The following is a 15,910-nucleotide window of genomic DNA, read 5'->3' as shown; positions in this document are numbered from 1 at the left end:
AGTGGGATTAAAAACTTAAAACTAATTCACCCTAATCCAAAGCTCTCCATTGCTTTCAACAGATTTTGCCGTAGCTACGTTAAGTTTATTGCAAATTCAGGGAATTCTAATAATAGAACAAAATTATAGAGGCTTTGGGGAAACGTATGGGGCAAGTATGGTATCAGGTTCACATATTTAATGGAGACTCTAGTTGGTTTAGGGGTGTACGCTCTACCTCGGTAAATTTAAGCCGCCAGATTCTTGCTTGCGGGAGTGACGACAGCATAATTCGATTATGAAATTTGAATGCCGATCAACTTTTGAATTACCAATTAAAACATACAAATTCTGTTCGTTCTATAGCTTTTACTACTACAGGAGATGCTCTCATAAGTGGTGGTGACGATGCTATTATCCGAGTTTGGGATTTAAACACATGTCAAGAGTTACACGCTTTTAATACCCACAGCAAATCAGTGACAACAGTTGCAGTAATCCCTATCTATAACTTTCTTGTAAGCGGAAGTGATGATAGTACAATTAAAATTTTTAATTTGAAAGACAGAAAAGAAATTCAAACACTGAGAGGACATTCAGGTTATGTACAGTCTATAGCAATCAGTCCTGATAGTACTTTGATTGCAAGCGTTGGTTGCGATCGCAATGTCAAAATATGGAAAATTGGTACTTGGGAAGAAGTTTCTTCTTTTGCTGCTTACTCAAATGATGTTCGTATAGTTGCTTTTAGCACTTCTTGTTGCTGTTCGGGTGCTAGGGTTTGCAGCTTGGCAATTAATTTTGAGGTGGAATCTAAAACTTGGTAAGTTATTTCACCCTCTGCTGTTAAATGTCTGACTCTATGTTACTTTAACCCCATACTTAACTAAGTATAGAATTTTACCATCATTCAACGCACTCGTTAAGAGACATCGCACCTTCCGTACTTAAATTATGCGATCGCTTTTACTCACTTTTGACTGCTATTCTTGCAACAATAGTAATTAATGCGTCCCAAAAGAGCTTGCAATCCTCTATACATCTACCTTGAACTTTAAAAAACTATGCTTACCCAAGATAAAAAACAACTCAACTGGAAACCCATTATCAAAGCATTCGAGGCTGTCCTTGGCAAAAATGGTGTGGTGCAACGCCGCGAAGAACTCATTACCTATGAATGCGATGGTTTAACTGGCTATCGCCAACGTCCGGCTATAGTAGTGTTACCCAGAACTACAGAACAAGTTGCGGAAGTTGTGAAGATATGTAATCAATATTCTATACCCTTCATCGCACGCGGTTCTGGCACTGGTCTATCTGGCGGTGCTTTACCAGTAGAAGATTCTGTTTTGATTGTAACCTCATTAATGCGGCAAATCCTCAGTATTGATTTAGAAAATCAACGGACAGTTGTACAACCAGGGGTGATTAATAGTTGGGTAACACAAGCTGTTAGTGGTGCTGGATTTTACTACGCTCCTGACCCTTCCAGTCAAATTATTTGCTCTATTGGGGGCAATATTGCTGAAAATTCTGGTGGGGTGCATTGTCTCAAATATGGTGTTACGACTAACCACGTTTTGGGATTAAAAATTGTTACGCCAGAGGGGGAAATTATCGATTTAGGCGGACAAATTCCAGAAATGCCTGGTTATGATTTAACAGGTGTTTTTGTTGGTTCTGAAGGCACTTTAGGAATTGCCACAGAAATTACTTTGCGAATTCTCAAAAGTGCAGAATCAATTTGTGTGCTGTTGGCAGATTTTACTAGCATTGAAGCTGCCGGAGCAACTGTTTCTGACATCATCAGTGCCGGCATTATTCCTGGTGGTATGGAAATGATGGATAATTTTAGTATCAACGCCGTTGAAGATGTTGTTGCAACTAACTGTTATCCCCGTGATGCGACTGCTATTTTGCTGATAGAAATTGACGGTTTAGAAGTGGAAGTTGCAGGGAATAAGCAGCGAGTTACCGAAATTTGTAAAAAGAATGGGGCGCGGAATGTCACTTCTGCTACTGACCCAGAAACCCGATTGAAATTATGGAAAGGACGCAAAGCCGCTTTTGCTGCGGCTGGGCATTTAAGCCCAGATTATTATGTACAAGATGGTGTAATTCCTCGGACTCAGTTGCCTTATGTATTACATGAAATTGAGGCATTAAGTAAACAATACGGTTATCGTGTTGCTAATGTGTTTCACGCTGGCGATGGCAATCTTCATCCACTAATTCTTTATGATAATTCTATATCTGGAGCATTAGAGCAAGTAGAAGAAATGGGTGGAAAAATTCTCAAACTTTGTGTGCAAGTCGGCGGTAGTATTTCTGGGGAACATGGCATCGGTGCAGAGAAAAAGTGCTATATGCCACAGATGTTTAGCGAAGTTGATTTAGAAACTATGCAATGGGTGCGGCAAGTTTTTAATCCTAAAGGGTTAGCAAATCCTGAAAAGATATTCCCCACACCACGAACTTGTGGTGAAGCAGCAAATGCATCGGTAATCAAGCAATTTGAAGGCGTGGAAAGATTTTAATAAGTAAAGAGTTTAGGAGTTAGGAGTTAGGAGTCATAATTTATTAGGTTTTGGTATCGTTAAGTATATTCATCACCAAAACTGGCTCCGTATTATTTCAAAGATTCTGACTCCTGACTCCTGATTTCTGATTTCTGAATCATCATTTCTTTACATCATCCGGAGGATTACAACTTTATTTTGTAGTTATATATATTCCGATCGCACTAGGTCACGCTTACAAATGAATCGGGTTGTTCGCCGTTGTGTTGCTTGCTTGCTGTGTTTGGGATTAGTAGTCGCTTTAACAGTTTTTTTACCCTCTTCACTGCCAGTTTATTCCCAAAAAACAAGTCCTTTAACTACAGAAATTCGCGGCGTTTGGCTCACTAATGTTGCTAGTGGTGTACTATTTGTCCCTTGGGGTATTAACCGTGCTATAAATCAATTATCGGCTCTCAACTTTAATACAATTTATCCTGTAGTTTGGAACCGAGGACATACTTTTTATAAAAGTGCGGTAGCCAAAATCACTACAGGCTCAGAAACTCAACCTTTGCTTAACTTCATGCACGGTGGACAGGATGTTTTAGCAAAGATAGTAAGACTTGCCAAAAATAAAGATTTGAGAGTCATTCCCTGGTTTGAATACGGGTTTATGACGCCGCATTATTCACAATTAGCAAGGCGTTATCCCGATTGGTTGACAATTGGGCAAGAAGGTATAAAGTCTACTCAAGATGCCCCACCGGAAGAAATCGACAATATTTTAGTAACTAAACTGGCCTGGTTGAATCCCTTACATCCACAAGTGCAAGAGTTTATCCAAGGGTTAATTTTAGAAGTAGTCAGGGATTACGATGTAGATGGTATTCAGCTTGACGACCATTTTGGGATGCCTGTACAGTTCGGCTACGATCGCTTCACTATTGAACTCTATCAACAAGAGCATCAAGGCAAAAGTCCCCCTCATGATCCTTTTAATTCAGAATGGATGCGGTGGCGGGCAGATAAAATTACTGATTTTATGGCAGAAATCTACCAAGCTGTGAAGGCAGTTAAGCCCAAACTCAAAATCTCTCTGTCTCCCAACTATCAAGCTTTTGCCTACAAATACTATTTGCAAGATTGGGAAAATTGGGTAAAAAAAGGTTTAGTTAATGAGTTAATTTTGCAGGTATATCGAAATGACAAAAAGTCTTTTATCGCTCAACTAGAACTTCCATCTATAAAATTGGCTCAAAGTCTAATTCCTGTAGGTATTGGTATATCAACAGGAACAGTAGGTAATCCGGTGAAAATGGCACAAGTTAGAGAACAGGTTCAGGTAGTGCGCGATCGCAATTTTGATGGTATCTCCTTTTTCTACTGGGAGAGTTTGTGGGGTTACATCGTACCTGAATCACCCCAACAGCGACGCAAAGGTTTTTTTGAGATGTTTAATGCAAGAACTGTCAGACTATTAAAAACAAAGAAACTTTGATGCCATTCGCGCCTAAAAATACTAGATTTGGCTTTACATTGCTGTGGACTTTAGCTACTTTTGGCGGATTTTTATTGAGTTTACTCTTAATTGAAGTCGGTGAAAAGCCAGATGTTGGGGTGGTAGAGGCTGCTATTGGCGGATTTGCGATCGCACTTCCTCAAGGTTGTCTTCTCAAAGAACCTATATCTTGTATCAGGTGGATTTTGTCAAGTCTTTTGGGTTGGAGTCTCATTACTGCGATCGGTATTGGTGCGGTGGGTTGGATTGTACCTAGCACTCAGATTCTTCCCCTAAGAATTTTGTCAGGGGCGGTTTATGGTGCCCTTGGCGGCTTGGGGATTGGATTAGCACAATGGTTAGCAATTCCCCAGGCTGTAGCGTGGCGATGGATATTTGTCTCTGCGGCAAGTTGGGCTGTTGCTGTCCCCGTGGGTTCTACTGTGGGGACGATCTGGCGCTACTTAAGCCAGTTATTTTTAGGTGAAGTCATTGGATTAGGCATCACTTGGCTACTAGTTGGTATTCTCACAGGAATCAATGCTCACAAATTGCGATTGTAACTTCCCTTATTAAGAATTATAAACTTAATTGATATATACTTAGGTTTGCATTTAGATATATGCAACAATTCTAAAAAACTCTTAAAAATAAATTACAGAAAGTTTGCCCTCACCTGCAAATGTATTTTCACCTTCAAAAAGCAGGATTTTGTTAAGCTGACTTTTATTAGCTTTCCTAGATTTCTGACAAGAAGTAGAGAAAGATCAAAATTTCGATGAGCAACAGCTGACAATACTTTGCTATAGGCGCTAAAGTGCATCTACTATAAGCTTAACGACAAGAGAGCGCCTAGAAGAGTCAGTAATACAAGAGTGGGACTCTCGCATGAATATAAATCCAGTGGAATCAACTATGGAGTTGACAAAATTATCACCACCTCAAATTCTTTTTGGCACAGAAGTAGATGAAAAAAGTAGTAGCGAGCAGTTTCTACTAAGCATCTACGATTCTGTAGAGGCATCAATATTTGTAGTTGATGTTTTGGAGGATGGAGATTTTCGATATGTGGCACTGAATCCCACTCATGAACGGTGGATAGGGATTCGCTCAGACGATCTCCGGGGCAAAAAACCAGAGGATATTCTCTGTGCCATTGATGCTGCAAAGGTGCGTCAACATTATGCTGACTGCGTGCGATTCGGCACAACTATTTCTTACGAACAATGTTTGCAATTCCAGGGAGTTCCCACTTGGTGGAGTACGACTCTCACCCCATTAAAGGATGCTAACTCCAGCGTTTATCGACTGATTGGTACTAGTAGTAATATTACCCCTGTGAAGCAAGCAGAACAAGCAGTTGGACTCCAGGTTGAACGAGAGCAATTGCTAGAAGCGATCGCTGGACGAATTCACCAATCTGTAGAATTAGAGACAATTCTGCATCAGACTACAATTGAAGTGCGACAATTTTTGAATTGCGATCGCGTGTTGATTTATCGTTTCAAGGCTGATGGTAGTGGAGTAATCATTGCCGAATCAACTGTAGCTGTCAGCGATCCCCTATTGGGAAAAAACATCACCGATCCCTGCTTAAGTGGCAAACATCCAGAACACTACGGACGAGGTTGCATTCAAGTTGTCGAAGATATTTATGCAGCCGACTTGCATCCTTGCCATATAGATTTCCTGACATCTTTGCAGATAAAAGCTAATCTCGTCGTGCCGATTTTCCAAAAGCAAGATATGTGGGGGCTATTGATTGGCCAGCATTGTCACCAATCGCGTCAATGGCAGCAAACAGAAACTGACTTACTCAAACAGTTGGCAACTCAAATCGGCATTGCAGTCCAACAGGCAGAACTTCATCAGCAACTCCAGGATCTCAAAGCCAATATGGAGTTACAGAAGCAGAAGCACATCAATCAGTTGCAGCAGGTGCGAAACTTTGAAGCCTTGGTGCGACGTATGACAGAACAAATCCGCGACAGTCTGGATCAAACTCAGGTGTTGCAGATACTTACCCAGGAATTAGCAAAGTTACTAAACCTTGAGCGTTGCCAAATTGAACTCTATAGTACCTGCCAAACTCTAGTTACGATTACTTACGAATACTGCATTAACTTCCCCCAGTGTCAAGGATTAACTAAACAGGTTGCAGAGCATCTTGAAGTTTATCAGCCGCTGTTGCAAAAACAACCATTGCAATTTTTGGAAATCGTACCGGGATGGGAACCAAAGTTGCTAATTATGTCCCAGATGGCTTGTCCAATTTTCGATACTCAAGGGATTTTGGGAAATATTTGGCTGACAAGACCATCACAAGAGGCTTTTGACGAATTTGAAATTGAGCTAATGCAGCAGATAGCAAATGAATGTGCGATCGCCATTCGTCAAGCCCAGCTTTACAAACAAAACCAGGCACAGGTAAAAGAACTAGAAAAAAGCGATCGGCTCAAAAATCAATTTCTCAGAACCCTATCCCAAGAACTGCGGACACCAATAACCAGCATTAGCCTTGCAGTCCAAACTCTCGAAAGTGTCCTCACACCAGCAGAAATATCAGAAATAGAAATAGTGCCGCAACTCTTGCAGATTCTGCATAATGAGTGTGGGCGAGAAAGCAAGTTAATTAACGACCTACTCACACTCACATATCTCGAAGCCGAACCCGATCCCCCAACCTTGATTGCTATTGACTTTCAAAGCTGGCTTCACCCGATTATCGAGTCTTTTCGACACCTCACCAACTGCCAGCGACAGCAGTTAAACCTGACTGTCGATCGTGCGCTGCCGCCTTTGGAGACAGATATCACTGATTTGGAGCGGATTGTCACCGAACTGCTCAACCATGCCTGCAAATACACCCCAGCCGGGGAAGCGATCGCAGTCTCTGCTCGGTTGATAGGGGATACAGTCGAGCTTAATATTACCAATTCCGGAATAGAGCTTACCAGCAATGAACTCTCACGGATTTTTGAACCCTTCTATCACCTTTCCAAACACGATCCTTGGAAACATAGCGGCACAGGGCTGGAATTGGCATTAGTGCAGAAAATGGTCAGACATTTAGGCGGCTCAATTTATGTAGAGAGTGCAGCAGGTCAAACCACCTTCACCATCAAATTCCCCTTTTAATTAGTTTTTTGGGTGCGGCACTAACTAAATTGTCGGAAGTTATGCTAAGATTGTTATTCGTGTGGGTGACTAGCTCAACGGTAGAGCAGTAGACTCTTAATCTATTGGTTGCGGGTTCAAATCCCTCGTCACCCACTTTTTAAGTATTTTATGTCGATTGCCAAATTAGATGTCCGCGTTGGCAAATTAGCGTACTATTAAACAGCAAACTTGTCAAGGTTCGGTGTTTTGTCAATCAGTTTATTTTGCGGGAATGGTAAGCCGCGATACCTACGGCGGGCTACACCTACGCTAATTCTTTCGCTTTCTCCTGAGGACTACCTCGAATTGGCAGTTTTGACTCTTCTATAAGAATTCCAGCTTTAGCAGCCTGACTTTGAACACTAGAAATTAATCTGCCGTAGCTCCACTGATGGACGTTAACTTGGTATTATTTAGCATACTGTTTTTGAACTTCTATTAAGTCTGATTTTTGTTTAGCTTTGGCTTGAACCTCACTTTGAACTTGTTCTTCGCATATTGTCCAACTTAGGTAGAACTTTTCTGAGGCGTTCAATCTGAATTTAAAGTTTACGACGAGGTTGAGCAAATTTTTTAGCGTCTTCCTCTTTCTCGTTCATCTTGCAACCATTTTTGAGCATAATTCACCAATGCGATGTCTGACAACAAGCCGCTACGCGTCTACGCATCTCTAGAACAAGGTTGTGATTCCTGTGTGGTTAGATATCATTTATCAACAATTAGCCGAGAAACTGCGAAAATAGGGATTCTCTTTCATAAGATAGAAGCATTGCAGGAGTAAGTATAGTGCCGCGTGGAACAAGGAAAAACAGCAAAAATCCAGCAGAGAAAAACGGTTCTCTTGATTTACCCCTTCTACAGTTAGCGAACCAAGCTGATGAGCGTTTGGATATTCCCGCAATGGAACAATGGCTGTGGGATGCTGCTTGTAAGATACGCGGTGCGACGGATGCACCAAAATTCAAAGATTTTATTCTGCCGCTAATTTTCTACAAACGGCTGTCTGATGTGTTTGATGATGAGTATGAAAAGTGCGCCGAGAAATTTGGGGGTGGAGACTTAGCCCGTGCTTTCATTGAAGCAGATCATCAAGATGCAATTAAAAATAATCGTCAGCCGATTGTCCGTTATTATGTACCGCACGAATACCGTTGGGATGCAATTCGTTTTCATCCGAAAGATGGCTTAGGAGAGTTTGTCACAACGGCGATGCGGGAAGTGGCAAAGCGCAATCCTGGGTTATCAGGAACGCTGACGCTGAAGGATTATAACGAGAAGCAAAGCAATCAGCGCGTTTTAGATGATGACCATTTAAAGGACTTGATTGAAGTCATCAGTCGGCATCGGTTGGGGTTAAAGAATACTAATGCAGATGTTTTAGGGGAAGCCTATGAGTATCTGCTGCGGAAATTTGCCGAAGGACAGGGGCAAAGTGCGGGGGAGTTTCTCACACCATCAGAGGTGGGTTGGTTGATTGCGGAAATTATTGACCCTGAACCCTACACAAAGATTTATGATCCCACTTGTGGATCGGGAAGGTTGTTGACTAAGCCGCGTCTGGTGTTCAACCGCAAGCATCCAGGGGAAGAGAGTAAAGCACCTCGGTTATTTGGGCAAGAGTTGAACTGGACAACTTTCGCGATCGCTAAAATGAATATGTTTTTGCAGGATTTTACTGATACTCAAATTGAGATTGGCGATACATTCAGGCAACCAAAATTTACGGTTGACAAGAAGGTAATGCGCTTTGATTATGTGGTTGCTAATCCGATGTGGAATCAGGACAACTACGGCGCAGATGCTTACGAAGAAGATTCTTTTGAACGGTTTAAAGACGGAATTGCCTCCAAATCTTCAGCAGATTGGGGATGGGTGCAGCATATTTGGGCATCGCTGAAAGATAACGGACGGGCGGCGGTTGTTTTGGATACAGGTGCAGTGTCTCGCGGTTCCGGGAGTCAGAACAAAAATCAAGAAAGGGACATCCGCAAAGAATTTGTGGAAAAAGACAGAGTTGAAGGGGTGATTTTGCTACCTGAAAATTTGTTTTATAACACCACTGCGCCAGGGGTGGTAATTTTATTAAATCGCCTGAAACCTCTGAATCGTAAGGGCGAGTTTTTGCTGATTAATGCTGCTGATTATTTTGTGAAGGGCGATCCGAAGAATATTTTGACAAAGGAAGGGATTAAGGCGGTTGATGAGGTTTATCGCAATTGGGAAACGCGAGAGAAGCTGAGTAAAGTTATTAAGTTAGAGGAATTGAGAGAAGCGGATTATAATCTTAGTCCGTCGCAGTTTGTGGATGTTAGCGATAAAGTTGTGCATCGGGCGATCGCAGATATTTTGACAGATTTGGCGGTAGCAAGACAAGACAGGGAATGGGCTGATAAAGATTTAGCTGAGGTGTTAGCAAAGTTGAATTTATAGCAATACAGTTCAGATAATACCAAAACACTTGTAGAGACGGCGATTTATCGCGTCTCGAAAACCCACAATTTTGTACAAGTAGCCCTTAACCCAAGCGTATTGGAATTTATAGCGTTTTTCATATAAGGCGATGCTTAAGGCTGGCTACGCCTACGCATTTGTTGATTCGGGGTTCGCATTTGTTGATTCGGGGTTCGCATTTGTTGATTCGGGGTTCGCATTTGTTGATTTGGGGTTCGCATTTGTTGATTTGGGGTTCGCATTTGTTGATTCGGGGTTCGCATTTGTTGATTTGGGGTTCGCATTTGTTGATTTGGGGTTCGCATTTGTTGATTTGGCGATCGCATTTATTGATTCGGCGTTCGCATTTGTTGATTTGGCGAACGCATTTGCTGATTCGGCGTGGCCATAACGCACCCTAATACGGTTCGGATAAGATCCCCCCGCCTGCGGCGACCCCCTTTTTAAGGGGGTAAAGATTAGAAAAAGCCCCCCTTTTTAAGGGGGGTTGGGGGGATCTTCGAGAGAAAAACAGGTTAACCGAACCGTATTGTAATGCACCCTACGAAACTACTAGAAGAGTTGAAACCTATGCTGGTCATACTTGTGTGTACACCCTAGCCTACAAGGAGAGAGCCTTTAAGGCTTACTCCCCAACGCTAATAGGGAAGGGGTTGGGGGTTAGAATATTCGTAGGTTGGGTTGAGGCTTTGCGAAACCCAACAAACCCTGCAAAATTATAGGTTTTGTTCCTCAAACCTACCTACACATTTTACGCTAGCTGATCTCTGAGTATTTAAGTTTGTCTGCAATGAGTAGTAAAGTTTAAATTGCTAAAGTTTCAATCAGCTACAAATATCTTATTATTTTTATCCAGGATACAGCAATGACTCAAGCAATTGATCGAGAACAAATAATCATTGATGAATTTAGAAAATTATCTCCAGAGAAGCAGCAGGAGGTAATTGATTTTATTCAGTTTTTGCAGTATAAGGAGATGCAAAAGCAGGATGTACAGCATAAAGAAGAAAAAGAACCTATTTCTGCCTATGAAGCAGCCAAAGAGTTTGCTGGTTGTGTTGATGGAGGGCCTGGCGATTTAGCTACCAACAAGAAGTATTTAGAAGGCTACGGTTGGAAATGAGGAAAAAGGTACTTCTAGATACAGGCCCCTTAGTTGCATTTATCAATAATCGGGAAAATTCGCATGATTGGGCGGTTAATGAATGGAAAAAGATTAAACCACCCTTATTAACTTGTGAAGTAGTGATTAGTGAAACGTTTTTTATATTGCGAGATTTTTATGGTGGACAGGATGCGGTTATGTCTTTACTAGATACTCGCATAATTCAAATCTCTTTTCGTCTCAGTGATGAAATAGGAACGGTTAGAGAGTTGTTGAAGCGGTATCAGAATGTACCAATGTCTTTAGCTGATGCGTGTTTGGTAAGAATGAGTGAGTTGATTAATGGTAGTAGTGTGTTAACTCTAGATAGTGATTTTCGGGTTTATCGGAAGAATAAGAATGAAATGATAGATTTGATTATTGCTGATGGAATATAAAAGGGGTAGGGATGGATGAGATGCAAGTACCGCCTCATTGGAGGATAGTGAAATTGGGAGATATAGCCCAATTAAAGAATGGTATCAATTTTAATAAAGAGCAAAAAGGAAGTGGTACTCTCACAGTAGATGTTCTGAATATGTATTGTGAAAGTTCATTTATATCAATGAATAAACTTTATAGAGTAGATATTAAGCTTAAAGATGATTATCTACTTAAAAAAAACGATATTTTATTTGTACGCTCATCTTTGAAGCAGGAGGGAGTAGGTTGGGCTTCTTTATTTCTTGATTTTACAGAGCCTGTGACATTCTGTGGGTTTATAATTAGGGCGCGATTAGAAACACAGGAAATTGAACCTATCTTTTTAGTTAATTATCTCCGTCGAGATACAGTTAGAAAAATTCTTATCTCTAAGTCTGGGAAAGTAGGAGTTACTAATATTAATCAGGCAAATTTACAATCATTGCCAATTATTATCCCTCCACTCCCCGAACAAAAAACGATCGCACACACTCTGCGAACCATCCAGAAAGCCAAAGAAACCCGCCAGCGAGAGTTAGAACTGGAACGGGAACGCAAAGCAGCACTGATGCAGTATCTCTTTACTCATGGCACTCGCAATGAACCGCGCAAGAAGAAGGGAATAGGGGAAATTCCTGAGAGTTGGCAAGTTGTGAAGTTAGGGCAAATTAGTCAAATTACATCTGGCGGCACGCCTAGCAGAAGTAATGCTAAATATTGGAATGGCGATATTCCTTGGGTAAAAACTGGAGAAGTCAATTACGGAATTATTACCGATACAGAAGAGAAAATTACAAAAGAAGGATTGAAAAACTCAGCAGCCAAGATAATTCCGCGTGGAACTCTTTTAATGGCTATGTATGGGCAAGGAGTAACGCGGGGTAAAGTTGCAATTTTAGGAATTGATGCAACTCTAAATCAAGCTTGTGCAGCAATCTTATTACAACAAAATATTTTAAATGATTATGTATTCTATTTTCTAGCTGGAAACTATGAAAAAATTAGAACGTTAGGATATGGAGCAAATCAAACAAATTTAAATTCAATGATTATTAAATCTATTACTATACCTTTACCTATTTTTGGTGAACAAAAAGATATTGCTCTTACCTTAAAAGCCTGCGATCGCAAAATTCAAGCCCTAGAAAAAGAAATCGCCCTTACTGACGAACTCTTCCACGCCATGCTAGAACAACTGATGACAGGTAAAATTTCCACCCAACCCTTAACTGAGACTTACGTATGAGCGAAGCTTCCGCCGTTCAAAGACCGATGCTGAAATATGCATATCAAATTGGCTGGGAATACCTAACTTCAAAAGAGGCATTACAACGGCGGGAAGGGAAGGGAGAGGAAAAGCTCAAAGAACGCTACTTTGCCGATGTTCTTCGCAGTCAACTAATTAAACTAAATCCTGGCGTAGTCACCTCTAACAACATAGATGAAATTCTGCGCCGCCTGCGAAACATTGACAGCACCATCGAAGGCAACCGCGAAGCATTAAACTGGTTGCAAGGCAAACAATCTATTTTTGTCGCCCAAGAAAACCGCGACAGAAACATTACCCTCATCGACTTTAACAACCCGGAAAATAACATCTTCCAAGTCACTGATGAATGGTCGCAAAAAGGCGTAAAATTTCCCAACCGCGCTGATATTATTTTTCTAATTAACGGTATTCCCGTTGCCATTGCTGAAACCAAAGGAGAAAAGAAAACTGATGGTTTAGCACTAGGGATTGACCAAATTCGCCGCTACCACAACCAAACCCCAGAATTGCTAGCCTTTCCCCAAGTTTTTGAAGTCACAGAATTGTGGAATTTCTGGTATGGCTTAACCTGGAATACCAACCGCAAAAACTTGTTTGAATGGAAACTTACCTCTCCCCTAACCCCTCCCCTGCAAGGGGAGGGGAACAACAATATTACTCCCCCTTCCCTACAATGGAAGGGGGCTGGGGGGTTAGGTTCGATTATCCAAGAAGGCGACTACGAAGAGAAAATCAAAACCTTCTTCGACCATCAACGCTTTTTAGAGATTCTCAGATATTACATTGTTTTCCTAGAACGCGATGACGGCTTAACCAAAGTAATTTTACGCCAACACCAGACGCGTGCAGTCAAAAAAGTCCTGCAACGCATCCAAGATCCGAATAAAAAACGCGGATTAGTTTGGCATACCCAAGGCAGTGGTAAAACCCTCACGATGATTACAGTTGCCGCCCAACTCCGCAATATTAGCGGCGATAATACTGTAATCATGATTGTTGACCGCAACGAACTAGAAAACCAACTAGACAAAAACCTCAAAGCTTATGGCATCAAAAGTTATGAAGTCGCAACCAGTAAAGCAGACTTAGAAAAACTCATCCAAGATGATTATCGCGGGTTAATCGTCGCCATGATTCACAAGTTCGACAAGATGAAGGTAGAAAATAAGCGTTCTACGATTACCGTCTTAGTCGATGAGGCACACCGTAGCACTGGCGGTAATTTCGGCATATATTTGATGGCTGCCCTCCCCAACGCCACATTTATCGGTTTCACAGGTACACCCGTCAGTAAAGCAGCTAAAGGACAAAGCACCTTCCAAACCTTCGGCGAACCTACTGACCCGAAATACAGCCTAGATTCCTATTCAACCGCCGACTCGGTACGAGATGGCACAACCCTGAAGCTAAATTATGCCCTGGCTAAATCAGAGTTTCGTGTTCCCCAAGAAATTTTAGAAAAAGAATTTTTCCAACTCCAAGCCGCAGAAGGCATTAACGACATAGAGGAACTTGATGGCATTCTCGATCGCGCTGTTAAATTAAAAGAGTTTCTCAAAAGTGCAGATAGAGTAGATAAAGTAGCGAAATTTGTCGCCGCACACTTCCGTGACTACGTTGAACCAATGGGCTTTAAAGCTTTTATGGTTGGTGTAGATCGGGAAGCTTGTAGACTTTACAAACAAGCCTTAGATAAATATCTCCCTAGCGAATACTCAACCGTCGTTTATTCCCGGACTACAGCCGCAGGACTGCGGGAGTACAACCTGACTGATGCCGAAGAGAAAGAAGTCCGCAAAGCCTTTATTAAAAAATCCGTCGTTTCTGCCAAAATATCCTTACCAAATGCAGTCATCGACTTTATCGAATCTCGCCCGAAAGATTTTAACTACGACACCACCAAAACCCTAACTTTTACAGGTTATTGTTCTGCTGAAGATGCCCAAAATTTAGAAACCCTTTGCGGTGGCGATGCTGATGCTGTGACCAAAATTCGCCAACTTTACGAAGACTACCGCAAAGCATTGCCGAAAATTCTCATCGTCACCGAGAAACTACTAACGGGCTTTGATGCACCGATACTTTACTGTATGTATCTCGACAAACCAATGCGCGACCACGTTCTCTTGCAAGGAATCGCCCGTGTGAATCGCCCCTATGAAGATGCACAAGGTTTAGTTAAACCCTACGGCTTTGTTCTAGATTTTATCGGTATCTTTGGCGACAAACTAGAGCAAGCCCTGGCCTTTGAGTCCGGAGAAGTTAACGACATCATCCAAAATGTTGATGTGATCAAAAACCTGCTGCAAACGATGATGGAAAATACTGCACCTGAGTATTTACCGCTAGCTAAGGGATGGGATGACAAAGCAAAAGAACGCGCTGCGGCTTATTTTGCAGACAAAGATTTGCGCGAGAAGTTCTTTAAATTTGTCCGCCAACTACAATCAATTTACGAAATCCTCTCTCCTGACCCCGATCTGCGCCCATTCATGGAAAATTATCAAGCGATCGCCAGGCTTTACGGAACAATACGCGCTGCTTACAATACTAGTCCCTACATTGATCTTGAACTCACCGCCAAAACCAAAGAACTGGTACGCCGCAACGTCACAATCGGCGAGTTGGAAATGCCAGGAACAATCCACGAACTCAATGCCCAACAATTAGAACAATTCCGCCAAAATAGCACCACAGATACAGTAAAAGTTCTAAACTTGAGTAGGGCATTGTTGAAAACAGTAAACGAGCAAAGTCAGCGATCGCCTTTTTTGATTTCCATTGGCGAACGTGCCGAAATTGTCCGCGCTAGCTTTGAAAACCGCCAAATAGAGGCTCACGTTGCTTTAGCGAGACTAGATGAAATTGCCAATGAATGCGTAGAAGCAGAAGTCTTACGCCAACGGCTCAAAGTTGATGAAAACACCTTTGCCATTTATATTGTGATCAAGCAAGCAGGCGATCGCCTTGATATCAGCCAAGCCGAAAGCATCAACGCCATTTATGGCAACTTCCCTGATTACTGGTGGGATGCGCGTCAGGAAATTGATTTAAGAACCGAACTTTACGCTACTATTTATCCTATTACAAGCTCAGTCGAGCAAACAATAGAAGTCACCAACAACCTGCTGAAACTCGAACGAGTCGAATCATGATTGCTAGCTGCGACAATCGAAAATGGAAAGACGCGCAAGCACTTAAGGACGCTGTGGGAGAATGGAGCGATCGCATTAAAGTCCAAGTCAAACAAATTCAACTGCGTCCGATGAAGCGCAAATGGGCATCTATTTCTACTACAGGACGCTTAACGCTGAATACTGAACTCCTAGATTTACCAAAAGAATTGGGTGAATTTGTCATTGTTCACGAACTCCTACATCTCCTCGTTCCTAACCACGGTAAACTATTTAAGTGTTTCATGTTTGCTTATCTGCCTGACTGGGAAGAGTTAGAGATAAAGTTACAGAAAAATTGTCAGCAATGAC

12 protein-coding genes and 1 tRNA gene are annotated in these 15,910 nt (G+C 41.8%); all 13 read left to right on the top strand.

Annotated elements, in window-relative coordinates; genetic code table 11:
• The first annotated feature begins 302 nt into the window (after window positions 1-302).
• The 13 genes from NLP_RS01800 (at window position 303) to NLP_RS01735 (ending at window position 15,909) form a co-directional block, all read left to right on the top strand.
• The gene (locus NLP_RS01800) at window positions 303-806 is read left to right on the top strand and encodes a WD40 repeat domain-containing protein (protein WP_234017169.1); all 504 of its coding nucleotides are present in this window, start codon (window positions 303-305) and stop codon (window positions 804-806) included.
• 237 nt (window positions 807-1,043) lie between these two features.
• Window positions 1,044-2,516: a glycolate oxidase subunit GlcD gene (gene glcD / locus NLP_RS01795; protein WP_104904889.1), complete on the top strand. Its 1,473-nt coding sequence runs from the start codon at window positions 1,044-1,046 to the stop codon at window positions 2,514-2,516.
• Between the two features lie 223 nt (window positions 2,517-2,739).
• On the top strand, window positions 2,740-3,978 hold the full coding sequence (locus NLP_RS01790) for a glycoside hydrolase family 10 protein (RefSeq protein WP_104904888.1): 1,239 nt from the start codon (window positions 2,740-2,742) through the stop codon (window positions 3,976-3,978).
• The gene (locus NLP_RS01785; protein WP_104904887.1) at window positions 3,978-4,541 is read left to right on the top strand and encodes a hypothetical protein; all 564 of its coding nucleotides are present in this window, start codon (window positions 3,978-3,980) and stop codon (window positions 4,539-4,541) included. The genes NLP_RS01790 and NLP_RS01785 overlap by 1 nt, the downstream gene beginning before the upstream one ends.
• Before the next feature lie 325 nt (window positions 4,542-4,866).
• The gene (locus NLP_RS01780; protein ID WP_104904886.1) at window positions 4,867-7,116 is read left to right on the top strand and encodes a sensor histidine kinase; all 2,250 of its coding nucleotides are present in this window, start codon (window positions 4,867-4,869) and stop codon (window positions 7,114-7,116) included.
• A 63-nt stretch (window positions 7,117-7,179) separates the two neighbouring features.
• Window positions 7,180-7,251: transfer RNA gene (locus NLP_RS01775), tRNA-Lys, on the top strand.
• Between the two features lie 672 nt (window positions 7,252-7,923).
• A complete protein-coding gene (locus tag NLP_RS01765) occupies window positions 7,924-9,567 on the top strand; it encodes a type I restriction-modification system subunit M (RefSeq protein ID WP_234017168.1) in 1,644 nt (547 codons plus the stop codon).
• Window positions 9,568-9,697: 130 nt separating this feature from the next.
• Window positions 9,698-9,979 carry a hypothetical protein gene (locus NLP_RS01760; RefSeq protein WP_104904885.1) on the top strand — a complete coding sequence of 94 codons (282 nt, stop codon included), beginning with the start codon at window positions 9,698-9,700 and terminating at the stop codon, window positions 9,977-9,979.
• 474 nt (window positions 9,980-10,453) lie between these two features.
• Window positions 10,454-10,711, top strand: a complete 258-nt coding sequence (locus NLP_RS01755; protein ID WP_104904884.1) for a DUF2281 domain-containing protein — start codon at window positions 10,454-10,456, stop codon at window positions 10,709-10,711.
• The gene (locus tag NLP_RS01750) at window positions 10,708-11,130 is read left to right on the top strand and encodes a type II toxin-antitoxin system VapC family toxin (protein ID WP_104904883.1); all 423 of its coding nucleotides are present in this window, start codon (window positions 10,708-10,710) and stop codon (window positions 11,128-11,130) included. Before NLP_RS01755 ends, NLP_RS01750 begins: the two co-directional genes overlap by 4 nt.
• 20 nt (window positions 11,131-11,150) lie before the next feature.
• Window positions 11,151-12,401 carry a restriction endonuclease subunit S gene (locus NLP_RS01745; RefSeq protein ID WP_234017167.1) on the top strand — a complete coding sequence of 417 codons (1,251 nt, stop codon included), beginning with the start codon at window positions 11,151-11,153 and terminating at the stop codon, window positions 12,399-12,401.
• Window positions 12,398-15,580: a type I restriction endonuclease subunit R gene (locus NLP_RS01740; protein WP_104904881.1), complete on the top strand. Its 3,183-nt coding sequence runs from the start codon at window positions 12,398-12,400 to the stop codon at window positions 15,578-15,580. The genes NLP_RS01745 and NLP_RS01740 overlap by 4 nt, the downstream gene beginning before the upstream one ends.
• Window positions 15,577-15,909: a M48 metallopeptidase family protein gene (locus NLP_RS01735; RefSeq protein ID WP_104904880.1), complete on the top strand. Its 333-nt coding sequence runs from the start codon at window positions 15,577-15,579 to the stop codon at window positions 15,907-15,909. Before NLP_RS01740 ends, NLP_RS01735 begins: the two co-directional genes overlap by 4 nt.
• Window position 15,910 lies beyond the last annotated feature (1 nt).

This window comes from Nostoc sp. 'Lobaria pulmonaria (5183) cyanobiont' (genome assembly GCF_002949795.1).
Classification (GTDB): Bacteria; Cyanobacteriota; Cyanobacteriia; order Cyanobacteriales; family Nostocaceae; genus Nostoc.
This window is presented reverse-complemented; position numbering and strand designations above follow the sequence as displayed.

Coding starts and splice junctions, on each gene's coding strand:
- glcD (WP_104904889.1), top strand. CDS start 1,044: ATGCTTACCCAAGATAAAAAACAACTCAACTGGAAACCCATTATCAAA.
- NLP_RS01790 (WP_104904888.1), top strand. CDS start 2,740: ATGAATCGGGTTGTTCGCCGTTGTGTTGCTTGCTTGCTGTGTTTGGGA.
- NLP_RS01785 (WP_104904887.1), top strand. CDS start 3,978: ATGCCATTCGCGCCTAAAAATACTAGATTTGGCTTTACATTGCTGTGG.
- NLP_RS01780 (WP_104904886.1), top strand. CDS start 4,867: ATGAATATAAATCCAGTGGAATCAACTATGGAGTTGACAAAATTATCA.
- NLP_RS01760 (WP_104904885.1), top strand. CDS start 9,698: ATGCTTAAGGCTGGCTACGCCTACGCATTTGTTGATTCGGGGTTCGCA.
- NLP_RS01755 (WP_104904884.1), top strand. CDS start 10,454: ATGACTCAAGCAATTGATCGAGAACAAATAATCATTGATGAATTTAGA.
- NLP_RS01750 (WP_104904883.1), top strand. CDS start 10,708: ATGAGGAAAAAGGTACTTCTAGATACAGGCCCCTTAGTTGCATTTATC.
- NLP_RS01745 (WP_234017167.1), top strand. CDS start 11,151: ATGCAAGTACCGCCTCATTGGAGGATAGTGAAATTGGGAGATATAGCC.
- NLP_RS01740 (WP_104904881.1), top strand. CDS start 12,398: ATGAGCGAAGCTTCCGCCGTTCAAAGACCGATGCTGAAATATGCATAT.
- NLP_RS01735 (WP_104904880.1), top strand. CDS start 15,577: ATGATTGCTAGCTGCGACAATCGAAAATGGAAAGACGCGCAAGCACTT.